Raw genomic sequence first — 13125 nt, 5'->3', positions numbered from 1 at the left:
ACCTACAAGGTTTTTCTTGGCTTAAGTCATCGCTTGAAACCTTGCGGGAGAGGCCTTAATTATCCTGCTCAAAAGCGTTTATCATTTTATATTTTGTGTCTGTATATTTTTTGGTAATACTTGTCATTATTTTTTGATGAAAAACAATCCCAACAATTCCTAAAATAATAAGTGTAGTAATTCCTGCTTCAAAATTGATGAGTTTATAGGGGATGTAAAAGAAAATCATTGGAATGAATAACAACGGAAAGCCGATAATCCATTGCACAGCACCCGTACCTTGATAGTTAAAAGCGGCCCGTTGGGTCAGATCAATTTTCTTTCTGTTAAATGAACCTCCATATAAAAGCACATGAGAGTTTACACCAATATTGTAAATCATTGCTGCAAAATGAACCAATAAAACTTTCCAGCCAAAATAAACATAAGGAATACTGATTACAAACATTAATACAGCACTCATCATCATTAAGGTATATTTAGAGCTGAGGTATTCTTTATATTTGATGTTTTGGCTCATTAATAATTTATAATAGCCACTGTCCCAAGCGGGAATAAATTGGCCGAAATTTATCATAAAAATACCGGTAACAAAGATTCCCACAAAGACATAAAAACCAACCATGTTTTGGTATGTAGGATTTGGGTAAAAAATAAGCCCGTAAAACAAACCAAGAACTACAATAAAAATGGAAGAACGAGGCCTTTTATTTCTCCACAACAATTTTAAATCGAGTTGTAAAAAAGGTGCAACGGAGCCGAACCTACGTGTCCAAGCCATGTCTGTTGTGGTGGCGATTTCAGTTTTTGCTTTAAGAGACCTGTCTATATACAATTTCTGCTTTAGAATGGTATAGTTGATATAATATAATAAAAATAAAATACCTATTGGAATGATAAGCAATAACGGGTTCGCAGTAATGGAATTTACAGCACTACCAACCAAATCTGTAAACGAAATAACATTGAAATAATTCAGTCCGAATAAAATACCCGCAAAAGCCAAAATGGGTAAAAAGGACAGTTCCGTTTCAGCAGATTTACTTTCAATTATAAAATTTAAAAAGTTGGTAATTAATGTAAAGACTATCAACAAGAACATCCATGAAAATACAACCGACCCGCTATAGCCATTAAAAAGTAAAATAACGCTAAATGGAATAATGGTAAATAATGGTAAAAAGTTAAAGAACGAACTCGCTGACCTGCCCAGCACATAATGTAAAATACTGCTACGTTTTAGGGGTAAGGTTAATAATGGTTTGATGTTCATTACCGGTAATTTCTGAAAGAAAAACCGCATTAATAAATCTCCCAACAACCAATAAAACAAAAAACCGTTAACTATAAGCAAAGGGTCTTGAGTAGGAAATTGTTCTTTTAATAAGGGGTAAAGCCCAAAGCCCATTCCTAAAAAAATGAGTATAAAATATAAAGCTAAAAAGACCATTAAAATATTCAATGCCATACTTTTTTGCCAATAAGAAGATCGGAAAAATTGTTTCCATTGTAAGCTAAAAAAACGTGAGAACATGTTGTTGATTTGGTATTATTAGTTGTTGATATGCTGTTTTTGTTACATGACTTATCAAAAGGTGTTTTGTTTCACGCAATCCCGATAGCGATCGGGAGCAAAGCAAAAAAACGCAAAGACCGCCAAGATTGATTTTTTAATAATTCAACTGAATAGCATTTGCATTGCAAACAAATTGTTCTTTATCGCTTTCATTTTTAAAAACTAAAAACAAATCGGTAACCTCATCTGTTGGGGTTATTTTAATATTGTATGTTTTTAAATTATCTTTTTCCTTACTAAAATATCCCAATTTGGTTTGCCCAATAACCTCACCGTCTTTCGCACCTTTTCGTATTTCGACGGAGCCTTTGTAGTCATAATTTTTACCATAATAGGCTGTAAAATCAATACTCTTTAGACCGCTTAAATCGATTTTATTGTATTTTAAGTATGAATTATGTTTAATAGACCCTAAAAGAGAATTCCCTCCATTTTGCCAATTTCCTAATCCCGCACTTTTTTCATCAGCTTGTTGGGCTTCAAAATAGGGTGCTTTAAAAATTAGTTGGTTTCTGCCTGTTAATTCAGCATCCTTTAGACCTTCTTTTCCCCTATCGGTATAAGAAGCAGTTAGAATGTAAACTCCGTTTTTGTCAGAATTTTTATGTTTGTCAAATGTTATTGTTCCCGATAAGGGCAACATTTTTTCATTGGAATTCGCTTCTAGTTTTAAAGATAAAATATAATCTACAATTTTTTGAGCATCGTTATTGCTCAATGTTGGATGAGCCACCATCATGGTCTCTCCCCAAACACCAGAACCACCATTAATAATTTTACTAATCAAATAGCCAGTATCTTTCTTACTGTATTTTCCAGCTATGTCTTTATAGCTTGGTCCATTAACTTTTTTGTCAATAGCATGGCAAGCTTTGCAATCAGCGTTGTCTATTATGGTTTTACCTTCAGGATCAATTATTTTTTGATGTCCGATGGTGGCTGTAACCATATCTTTTCCTTGCGGGATATAATTCAAACTAACTTTGACATCCTTAGGGTCAATAGTACCGCTTTGCGTGTCACCATCTTGCTTGTCATTAACAGAAATAGTGTAATCTATGGTTTTACCCCTCCAATAGAAATTATTGTTTGTATTTGTTTTTATTTCTAGTTCAGGTACATCGTTACCCACTAATATTTTTGTAGAAGTGGTTGAGCTTTCCCCTAATTTATCGTTAACTTTTAAACTTACTTCATAAGTGCCAATGTTATCAAAAGTAAAAGTAGGGTTAACTTCCGTAGATTGAATTTTACCATCGTAAGACCATTCATAAGTTAAGTCATCCAGATCATAATCTTTAGAAGAATTTCCGGAAAAGCTTATGGTTAGCGGTTCACCACCGATAGTTTTATCAGTTTTAATATTAGCAATTGGTTTTCTGTTGCCTGGGATATATTCAATTCTGTTTAAACGAGCGTCAAGATTTCTGGTATTCCATGATTGGCCATATTCTAACAGATACATATTGCCATCCGAGCCGAAAATCATATCCATCGGATGCGAAAACTCCGAATTGGGCATAAACGGTTCTGCTTTTACATAATCGTGATTATCATCTAATGTAACCACGTAAATCCAATCACGCATCCATTCGTATAGGAATAATTTGTTTTCAAAATACTCAGGAAAATGTTGTTTGGCATTAGGATAGTCATCTTTGTGAAAGACGGGTCCCGACATCGGATTAACACCGCCAATTCCCAACCACGGAAATTCTTCAGAAGCATCATATGAATACCAAATTTGTGATTTTTGTACAGGAGGTAATTGCTTAAGTCCGGTATTGTTTGGTGAATTATTAATTATACTGTCCGGATTAAATTTTGGACCGGAAACATTGGTTGCAAAATTAAAATCGTTATAGGCTTGATTGTTCCCTCTGGTATATGGCCAGCCGTAAAATCCCGCTTTTCTGGCTTGGTCAAATTCACCCATTCCTTTAGGGCCCCTGTTGGGATTGTCTTTCCCTGAATCTGGACCCACATCGCCCCAATAGATATATCCTGTTTTGCTGTCAACCGACATTCTAAACGGATTTCTATTGCCCATTATGTAAATTTCTGGTCTGGTTTTTTCGGTACCCATTGGAAATAAATTACCTTCAGGGATAGAATAGGTGCCGTCGTCTTCGGGCTTAATTCTTAGAATCTTTCCACGTAAATCATTAGTATTACCTGCTGATTTTTGGGCATCCCACAAGGCTCTTCCTTCACGTTCGTCGATAGGTGCGAACCCTGCCGATTCAAAAGGATTGGTATTGTCGCCAACGGTAATAAACAAATTGCCATTTGGGCCAAATTCTAAGGATCCTCCGCTATGACAGCACTTTCTAATCACGGGGATTTTTAATAAAATCTTTTCCGAACTGATATCTAATGAATCGTTAATTAGATTAAAACGAGAAATATGTTGAACGGGTTCATCACCCGGTGCGGAATAAAAAAGATATATCCAATTATTTTTTTCATAATTGGGGTCAACCGCTAACCCTAATAAACCATCTTCGTTGCCATAAAATACATCAACCTGAGCAATTTGTTTTGTTTTTTCTTCTTTAAAGTCATATAATTTTAAATTGCCACGTCGTTCAACAAACAGAATACCTTTGCCTGGTAATTCATCAAGTTCCATTGGTTCATCTAAATTAAAATCCAATACAGTTCTTGCAAATCTATTTTCTTCAGGAATTTTTTCCGTGGTAGCTTTGCCATAATCCAACTCATTATTACCAATAGCATAAGTGATGCCACCTAATAAATGACTTAAGAATATAGGATTCTTATATGTTTCATCGGTATGTCCCATTCCCGTATAAAACGCCCTTCCGCCATCATAATTATGGTACCAGCTCATCGGGTGGTTTTCACGATTTAGTCCTCCCTCATAACTATTTTCATCGATTTTTAGAAGCACATTAATATCAGGATTAATATTTTTAAAATTATACCATTCGTCTTTTTTAACCCACGTGCTATCAAGCATTTTGGTAGATGGATGATTGTGGTCAACTACATTTAAAGTGGCTTCTTGTATTTTTGGGTGACTGTCAAAATAAGCACCAGCCAATTTACCGTACCAAGGCCAGTCATATTCCGTATCGGTTGCGGCATGCACACCCACAAAACCACCGCCAGCTTGAATATAACGCTCAAAATGTGACTGTTGTGCATGGTTCAAAACATCTCCCGTAGTGTTTAAAAAGATAATTGCCGAATACGTTTTTAATTTTTCTTCTGAAAAGAAACTGGCGTTTTCTGTGGTATCGACTAAAAAACCATTTTCTGAACCCATTTTTTGCAAAGCTGAAATTCCAGCAGCTATTGAGCCATGCCTAAATCCTTCTGTTTTGCTAAAAACCAGCACTTTTTTTTCTTTGGTTTTGGAAGTACAGGATAAAACAAATAGGCAAAGAACAATTGCAATTAATTTTAAAAATGGTTTCATTTGAGAGGTGTTTGATAGATTTATATATAGGTAAAAAAACGTTTAATAGGTAAAAGTACCAAATTCACTTTTAATAGTTAGTTTTTTTGTTGGAGAAGCTTCTACTTTTCCAATAATTTGGGCATCAACGTTGAAAGAATTTGAAATTTTAATAATGTCAACAGCTATTTCTTGTGGGACGTACAATTCCATTCTGTGGCCACAATTAAATACTTGATACATTTCTTTCCAATCCGTATTTGATTGTTCTTGAATGAGTTGAAACAAAGGAGGGATATCAAATAAGTTATCTTTTATGATGTGTAGGTTATCTATAAAATGTAAAATTTTAGTTTGTGCACCACCGCTACAATGCACCATACCGTTGATTTCAGAACGATGCTTTTTTAAGATTTCATTGATAATAGGTGCATACGTTCTTGTTGGTGATAGTACTAATTTACCAGCGTCTATCGGAGAATTCTCGACTTTATCCGTAAGTTTTACATTGCCAGAATATACCAAATCTTCAGGTACAGAATGGTCATAACTTTCTGGATATTTTTCGGATAAGTATTTTCCAAAAACATCATGACGGGCTGATGTTAAGCCGTTACTACCCATTCCGCCGTTATATTCGGTTTCGTAAGTTGCTTGACCAAAAGAAGATAAGCCCACAATTACATCACCAGCTTTTATATTGGCATTGTCAATTACATCGCTACGTTTCATTCTGGCAGTAACCGTAGAATCAACAATTATTGTTCTGACCAAATCGCCAACATCAGCAGTTTCACCCCCTGTGGATTTTATGGTAACACCATGTTTTCCTAAATCGGCAATCAGTTCTTCTGTACCATTTATTATTGCAGAAATTACTTCGCCTGGAATAAGATTTTTATTACGACCAATTGTTGAAGAAAGTATAATATTATCAGTTGCCCCAACACATAATAAATCATCAATATTCATAATCAATGCATCTTGTGCAATGCCTTTCCAAACAGAAATATCACCAGTCTCCTTCCAATACATATATGCCAAAGACGATTTTGTTCCTGCTCCATCGGCGTGCATGATAAGGCAGTACTCATCATCGTTGGTTAGATAATCGGGTACAATTTTACAGAAAGCTTTTGGGAAAAGTCCTTTATCTATATTACTGATGGCTTTATGTACATCTTCTTTTGATGCGGAAACGCCTCTGAGGTTATATCGTTGGTATTTGTTCATGTTGTTAAGTTATTGGGTTATTCTGTTATTGAGTTATTTTATTTACCTAATAACCCAGTAACTTAATAACTTCATTATTTATAAAGATAAAGTTTCCGCTTCTTATAATCTATAATCGCATTGCCTTCTTCTAAAACATCAGCACCAATAATTCCGTTTACGGGTTTGGCTTCTTGTTTTGTCAATGCGTTATTGATGTGCGATAAATCTATCAACACCAGTGGGACTTTTTTAATTTTAAAATCGCCTATTTCAATCTTATTCTTTTTAGAAATTTGTGTGTCAATTTCTTCTGGTCCTGCACCAGCCGCTTTATGCTCGGAATCTTCGGTTTTTAGATTAAATTTTTCAATTTCATCAAAACCCACACAGGAATTTGAAGCACCGGTATCTAAAATAAATCGCCCTTTTACACCGTTGATTTTGGCTTTTATCTCAAAATGATTGGTAGCGATTTTTTTTAATTTAACACTAATGTATTTTTTGTTGATTAAAAAATCTTTCAGGCTCATGTTTAAATAACAGATTTGAATTGTTCTAAAAATCTGATATCATTTTCAAACAGCATTCTAATATCCGGAATTTGATATAACAACATCGCAATACGCTCAATGCCCATTCCAAATGCAAATCCACTATACTTTTCAGGATCAATTTTTGTATTTTTTAGCACATTCGGATCTACCATACCGCAACCCATAATTTCTAACCAGCCTGTGCCTTTAGTAATTCTGTAATCGGTCTCTGTTTTTAAGCCCCAATAAATATCAACTTCGGCACTCGGTTCAGTAAACGGAAAATAGGAAGGTCGTAACCTAATTTTTGATTTGCCGAACATTTCTTTGGTAAAATAAGTCAATGTCTGTTTTAAATCGGCAAAAGAAACATCGGTATCAATATACAAACCTTCCACTTGATGAAAAATACAATGTGAACGTGCAGAAATGTCTTCATTTCTAAAAACACGTCCCGGAGAAATAGTTCTAATTGGAGGTTTATTATTCTCCATATACCGTATTTGAACCGAAGAGGTATGCGTTCTCAGCAACATATCTTTTTCCACATTTTTGTGTTTTTCAACAAAAAAAGTGTCTTGCATATCTCTTGCTGGATGATATTCTGGTAAATTCAATGCGGTAAAATTATGCCAATCATCTTCAATTTCCGGACCTTCGGAAATGGTAAATCCAATACGGGAAAAAACATCAATAATTTGATTCTTAACGATAGAAATAGGATGTCTTGCACCCAACTCTATAGGCTCAGCCGGTCTGGTTAAATCTCCATAAACATTTTTTTGCAAAGCACTATTGTCTAAGGCATTAGTAAGTGTTTCAACCTTATTTTCAGCAGCAGTTTTTAAGTTGTTCAAGGCTTGTCCGAATTCCTTTTTCTGTTTCGGATCAACATTTTTAAACTCGGCAAATAAACCCTTCAATATTCCTTTACTGCCTAAATATTTTATTCTAAATGCTTCTATTTCTTCCTTTGAACTTGAATTAAAAGCATTGATTTCGTTAATGAATTCTTTTACTTTGTCTAACATTTATTGCTTAACTTGGATTGCAAATTTACTATTTTTAGACAATAGATTAAGAATAGTTTTCTATTATTCTAAAGTTAAATGAGTTCAAAATAAATAATTATTGTTTTTAAATTGTCAAAAATATAATTTAACTACATTTGTTAGAAGAATATTGATAAAATCACAAAACTAAGCTCTGCAAATTATGGAATCAAAAATAAATGCTTTTATGGACGAGGTGAGAAAACGCAATCACCACGAGCCAGAATTTTTACAAGCAGTACAAGAAGTTGCCGAAACGGTAATACCCTACATTGTTGACAAAGAAATTTATTATGGGAAAAATATTTTACTGAGAATGGTAGAGCCTGAGCGATTAATTTCGTTTCGTGTAGCATGGACAGATGATGACGGAGAAATTCATGTGAATCGAGGTTACCGTATTCAAATGAATTCGGCCATTGGTCCCTATAAAGGCGGTTTGCGATTCCACCCTACTGTAAATGCAAGTATTCTAAAATTTTTAGCTTTTGAGCAGGTCTTTAAAAACAGTTTAACAACTCTGCCCATGGGTGGTGGTAAAGGCGGTTCGGATTTTGATCCAAAAGGAAAATCCGATGAAGAGGTTATGCGTTTTTGCCATGCTTTTATGTTAGAACTAAGTAGGCATATTGGTCCAAACACCGATGTGCCCGCTGGAGATATCGGAGTGGGTTCAAGGGAGATTGGGTATTTATTTGGTATGTATAAAAGAATTAGAAATGAGTTTACGGGTGTAATAACAGGTAAAGGTCGCTCTTGGGGCGGTTCATTGATTCGGCCAGAGGCAACGGGTTATGGAACGGTATATTTTGCCCAAAGTATGTTGGAAACTCAGGGTGAAGACTTTAAAGGGAAAGACGTGGTTATTTCTGGTTCGGGTAACGTAGCACAATATGCCGCTGAAAAAGCAATTCAATTGGGAGCGAAAGTATTAACGCTTTCAGATTCTCAAGGTTATATTTTTGATAAAGGAGGAATCAATCAGGAGAAATTAGAGTATGTAATGGATTTAAAAAATAATAAAAGAGGACGTATTTCAGCGTATGCAGAAAAATATGCATCAGCAACATTTCATAAAGGAGAAACGCCGTGGCATATTAAATGTGATATTGCCTTGCCCTGTGCAACACAAAACGAACTTGATGGTAATGATGCTAAAACACTACTTAAAAATGGTTGTATTTGTGTGGCGGAAGGAGCAAATATGCCTTCTACACCTGAAGCTATCCATGAGTTTCAAAAAGCAAAAATTCTTTTTGCACCAGGTAAAGCTTCAAATGCGGGTGGTGTTGCCACTTCTGGGCTGGAAATGTCTCAAAATTCGTTAAGAATAAGCTGGTCAAGAGAGGAAGTGGATGAACGTTTAAAAGGAATTATGTCCGACATCCACAATTCTTGTATTGAATACGGTAAAGAAGAAGATGGTTATTGCAACTATGTTAAAGGGGCAAATATTGCTGGTTTTGTAAAAGTGGCTGATGCCATGTTAGCTCAAGGAGCGGTTTGATGTTTGATAGTAGAATAGATGTTATAAATTAATCACGCAACCTTAACTAATAGTATACATCTAATTAAAAAAATTACCAAATATGAAAATGAGAGAAATATTTTTCTTATTGATAGTAGGCATGTTCTTTTTTGGCTGTGATAAAGAAGATACCAGTCATTCTAAACTTGTAGCAATTGATCTCATAACTGAAGTTGAGTCTTCTTTTTTTGAAAAGACGGTAATTTTATTTGAAAATAGCAATTACTTGATAAAAACCAATTTTACTATCTATATTAACTCATATCCATTCAAAGTTATATTTGGTGCAGGGGAGGAACCAATACCTTTAGGAGGTTATGAAGAGATTGAAGCACAAGCGACTCAAGATTCGAAGAATCAGGAGTTTTTATTGATGACAGATTATCTATACCGTCCTAGTGATAGTACTTATATTTTGGCACACCATTTAGAGAAGGGCTCTTGCTTGATTTTTGATAAAAGGGAAAATAGAACATTATCTACAATTGAGATGGAAAAATATATGGAAGGAGGGCCAATGACATCAACAGGAGGTCGTAGGTTTTATTTAAAAGGAGTTTTGTTTTTAGAAACCTTTGACTTTATTAGTTAATAAATCATAAGTCTATTTAATATATTTAAGATCCGCATTAAGAAATACTTCTATTGTGATGTGGTTAAAGTATTTCCGTCAAACACGATTAAATATTTCCCTATATTTGTGTTAAACACAAATAATGACAAAAAAAACGCTTCCAAATCTAAAAACCTACATATTTGAAGATTTTGCTTTTGAACAATTAATGCAAAATCGGATTAATAAAGTATTGATTGTCTGTTCCAATTACGATTTTTATATGTTGGAAGAAGACGGACGAATTGACGAGCGTATTTTTAATGAATATACAGCCTTAAACTTAAGGTATCCACCAACCTTTTTGCATGCCAACTCGGCAAAAAAAGCATTAAAAACTTTAGGTTCCGACAAGATAGACCTAGTAATAACTTGGTTGGATATTGGTAGTTACAAAGCCTTTGAAACCTCAATTTTATTAAAAGAGTCTTTTCCAAAAGTACCCATTGCGGCATTGAGCCATTATTCTTCGGAACTGAGAAAAAAAATATTAAGGGAAAATGTTGGTATTATCGACTATGTTTTCCACTGGAATGGAAATGTTGATATTTTCTTGGCTATTATAAAATTGGCGGAAGATAGAATGAATGCCGATAAGGATATTAATGAAATTGGTGTAAAAGCTATTTTATTGGTGGAGGATTCGCTTAGGTTTTACTCTAGATATTTGCCCGTTATGTATAGGATTATTTTAAAACAAACACGGTCGTTTATGTCTGAGGGTTTAAATGAACATAGGGCTATGAATTTAATGAGGGGTCGTCCAAAAATTTTATTGGCTACCCAATATGAAGAAGGGTTGGCATTGTTTGAAAAATATAAAGAAAATCTGCTGGGCGTAATTTCTGATGTCAATTATTTTAAGGATGGCAAACGCGATCCTACAGCGGGATTTCAATTTTTAAAATACGTACGGAATATTCAACGCTATTTTCCTTTTTTGATACAATCTTCAGATAAAGAAAATGAAAAAAAAGCTTTAGAATTAAAAGGAAAGTTTTTATGGAAACATTCCGAGACCATAGAACTGGAACTAAAAAATTATATTACCAAATATTTTTCTTTTGGTGATTTTGAATTTTGGGACCCCGAACAACATAAAGTACTTGCTACGGTCAAGGATTTAAATGCTTTTCAAAAAGCACTGACAATAGTTACTAAAGAATCGATTACCTATCACGCAATTCGTAGTGAATATTCAAAATGGTTACGGTCTAGAGCACTTTTTCCACTAGCAAATTTATTTCATAATGTTGAATATGCAGATTTTGAAGATGCGGAAGAAATCAGAAACTTTTTAATAGAAGCTATAAAAGTTTACCGCATTTATAGAGCTAGAGGTGTAATTTCCAAATTCAACAAAAATAAATATGATAAATATTTAGGTTTTGCAAGAATTGGCGATGGAGCTTTGGGCGGAAAAGGCCGGGGTTTAGCCTTTATAGATTCATTTCTAAAGCGGAATAGACTGTTTAAAAAATACGATAATGTTGTAATATCTATACCAAGAACAGTAGTATTAAGTACAGAAGTTTTTGATGAGTTTATGGATCAGCATAAGCTTTTGAGGTTTGCGGCCGATTGCGATAACGATGAGGAAATTTTAAGCAAATTTGTTTCAAAACCATTGCCCAACTGGGTAATGGAAGATATTAAAGCATTTTTAAAAGTAACTAAACATCCAATAGCTATTCGTTCTTCAAGCGTTTTGGAAGATTCTCATTATCAACCGTTTGCGGGAGTTTTTGCTACATATATGCTTCCTAAAACCAAATCTAAACAAATGTTGGAAATGGTTTCAGATGCAGTGAAGTCGGTTATGGCATCGGCATTTTTTCAAAATAGTAAACTTTATTTAAAGGCGACTTCGCACACAGTTGAAGAAAACAGAATGGCCGTAATTTTACAGGAAATTACGGGCAATCAGTATGATGATGTTTTTTATCCAAATATTTCTGGAGTAGCAAGGTCTATTAATTTTTATCCTATTGGTAACGAAAAACCCCAAGAAGGCATTGCCAATATTGCCTTGGGTTTAGGCGAGATTATTGTGGGCGGTGGCAAAACATTGCGGTTTTCTCCATATCATCCAAAAAAAATAATCCAGTTATCAACACCAGGTTCGACACAAAGAGATACGCAACAATATTTTTATGGATTAGACATGAACCCTGAAAGTTTTGTAGCTTCTACCAGCGAAGCCGTCAACAAAAAGAAAATATCTATCAGAAAAGCTGAAAATCATGGTTCTTTAAAATTTGTAGCTTCAACTTACGATTTACAAAATAATACTATCAGACCTGGAGTAATGCACGACGGAATTCGCGTAATTACTTTTGATAATATTCTAAAATACGGAACTTTTCCGTTGCCTGAAATACTTCAAGAGTTGTTGCGTACTGGGCAACGCGAGATGCGAAATCCCATAGAAATTGAGTTTGCGGTTAAGTTAGATGTTCCAGAAGGTAAACCCAAGCAATTTAGTTTTTTGCAAATTAGACCTATTGTAGAAAGCAATGAAACGTTGAGCGAGCTACCCAAAGACTTTAATGTTTCCGATACAATTATTTATTCAGAATCTGCTTTAGGCAATGGTAAATACGACCATATTTACGATTTTGTTTATGTAAAACCCGATACTTTTAATGCGGCTAACACTAGGCAAATTGCCTCAGCTGTGGAAAAGATAAACAAGAAGTTTGTTGAAGAAAACAAAAATTATATTTTAGTTGGACCTGGAAGGTGGGGTTCTAGCGACCCTTGGTTAGGTATTCCTGTAATTTGGCCTCAAATTTCTGCGGCAAAGGTAATTGTTGAAGCTGGCTTGAACGATTTTAGGATAGACCCTAGTCAAGGTACCCACTTCTTTCAGAATTTAACCGCATTTAACGTAGGCTATTTAACTATTAATCCATTTTTAGATGATGGTTCTTTTGATGTCGATTACTTGAACAAACAAGAAGCTGTTTATGAAGACGATTTTCTAAGACATATAACTTTTAAAACACCATTGTCCGTTGTTATTGAAGGCAAAAATAATAAAGCTGCTATTTTCAAAGCTGATTATAAATTTAATAACGAACAAATATCTTTAGAAAGTACTTTAGACGAACTACCTCCAGAAGGATTTATGTAAATTTTAAGGATATGATAGATTAGAGCTAGTTCTTGGGGCTCAAATTAT

8 protein-coding genes are annotated in these 13125 nt (G+C 34.4%); 3 read left to right on the top strand and 5 right to left on the bottom strand.

The window, feature by feature from the left end; all coding sequences use genetic code 11:
* Window positions 1-55: 55 nt before the first annotated feature.
* The 5 genes from UMM65_RS04490 to pheS form a co-directional block, all read right to left on the bottom strand.
* A complete protein-coding gene (locus UMM65_RS04490; RefSeq protein ID WP_321975285.1) occupies window positions 56-1534 on the bottom strand; it encodes a DUF5687 family protein in 1479 nt (492 codons plus the stop codon).
* 136 nt (window positions 1535-1670) lie between these two features.
* Window positions 1671-5021: a ThuA domain-containing protein gene (locus UMM65_RS04485; protein ID WP_321975284.1), complete on the bottom strand. Its 3351-nt coding sequence runs from the start codon at window positions 5019-5021 to the stop codon at window positions 1671-1673.
* 42 nt (window positions 5022-5063) lie between these two features.
* Window positions 5064-6233, bottom strand: coding sequence for an AIR synthase related protein (locus UMM65_RS04480; protein WP_321975283.1), 1170 nt, complete (start codon window positions 6231-6233; stop codon window positions 5064-5066).
* Between the two features lie 74 nt (window positions 6234-6307).
* Window positions 6308-6745 carry a retropepsin-like aspartic protease gene (locus tag UMM65_RS04475; protein ID WP_321975282.1) on the bottom strand — a complete coding sequence of 146 codons (438 nt, stop codon included), beginning with the start codon at window positions 6743-6745 and terminating at the stop codon, window positions 6308-6310.
* Window positions 6746-6747: 2 nt separating this feature from the next.
* Entirely contained in the window at window positions 6748-7779 is a 1032-nt protein-coding gene (pheS, locus tag UMM65_RS04470) for a phenylalanine--tRNA ligase subunit alpha (RefSeq protein ID WP_321975281.1), read from the bottom strand.
* A gap of 184 nt (window positions 7780-7963) precedes the next feature.
* Between pheS and gdhA the strand changes: the two genes are divergently transcribed.
* From gdhA to UMM65_RS04455, 3 genes are all read left to right on the top strand, one after another.
* On the top strand, window positions 7964-9307 hold the full coding sequence (gdhA, locus tag UMM65_RS04465; RefSeq protein ID WP_321975280.1) for an NADP-specific glutamate dehydrogenase: 1344 nt from the start codon (window positions 7964-7966) through the stop codon (window positions 9305-9307).
* Window positions 9308-9389: 82 nt separating this feature from the next.
* Window positions 9390-9920, top strand: coding sequence for a hypothetical protein (locus tag UMM65_RS04460; protein WP_321975279.1), 531 nt, complete (start codon window positions 9390-9392; stop codon window positions 9918-9920).
* A gap of 124 nt (window positions 9921-10044) precedes the next feature.
* Entirely contained in the window at window positions 10045-13077 is a 3033-nt protein-coding gene (locus UMM65_RS04455) for a PEP/pyruvate-binding domain-containing protein (RefSeq protein WP_321975278.1), read from the top strand.
* The last annotated feature ends 48 nt before the right edge of the window (window positions 13078-13125 follow it).

This window comes from Aureibaculum koreense, from assembly GCF_034296135.1.
In the GTDB taxonomy this organism is placed as follows: Bacteria; Bacteroidota; Bacteroidia; order Flavobacteriales; family Flavobacteriaceae; genus Aureibaculum.
The sequence above is the reverse complement of the archived record's forward strand: the minus strand, read 5'-3'. Positions and strand labels throughout refer to the sequence as shown.

What these genes read in the sequence shown, in the direction of transcription:
- UMM65_RS04455 (WP_321975278.1), top strand. Translation starts at nt 10,045, where the DNA reads ATGACAAAAAAAACGCTTCCAAATCTAAAAACCTACATATTTGAAGAT.
- gdhA (WP_321975280.1), top strand. Translation starts at nt 7,964, where the DNA reads ATGGAATCAAAAATAAATGCTTTTATGGACGAGGTGAGAAAACGCAAT.
- UMM65_RS04475 (WP_321975282.1), bottom strand. Translation starts at nt 6,745, where the DNA reads ATGAGCCTGAAAGATTTTTTAATCAACAAAAAATACATTAGTGTTAAA.
- UMM65_RS04490 (WP_321975285.1), bottom strand. Translation starts at nt 1,534, where the DNA reads ATGTTCTCACGTTTTTTTAGCTTACAATGGAAACAATTTTTCCGATCT.
- pheS (WP_321975281.1), bottom strand. Translation starts at nt 7,779, where the DNA reads ATGTTAGACAAAGTAAAAGAATTCATTAACGAAATCAATGCTTTTAAT.
- UMM65_RS04485 (WP_321975284.1), bottom strand. Translation starts at nt 5,021, where the DNA reads ATGAAACCATTTTTAAAATTAATTGCAATTGTTCTTTGCCTATTTGTT.
- UMM65_RS04480 (WP_321975283.1), bottom strand. Translation starts at nt 6,233, where the DNA reads ATGAACAAATACCAACGATATAACCTCAGAGGCGTTTCCGCATCAAAA.
- UMM65_RS04460 (WP_321975279.1), top strand. Translation starts at nt 9,390, where the DNA reads ATGAAAATGAGAGAAATATTTTTCTTATTGATAGTAGGCATGTTCTTT.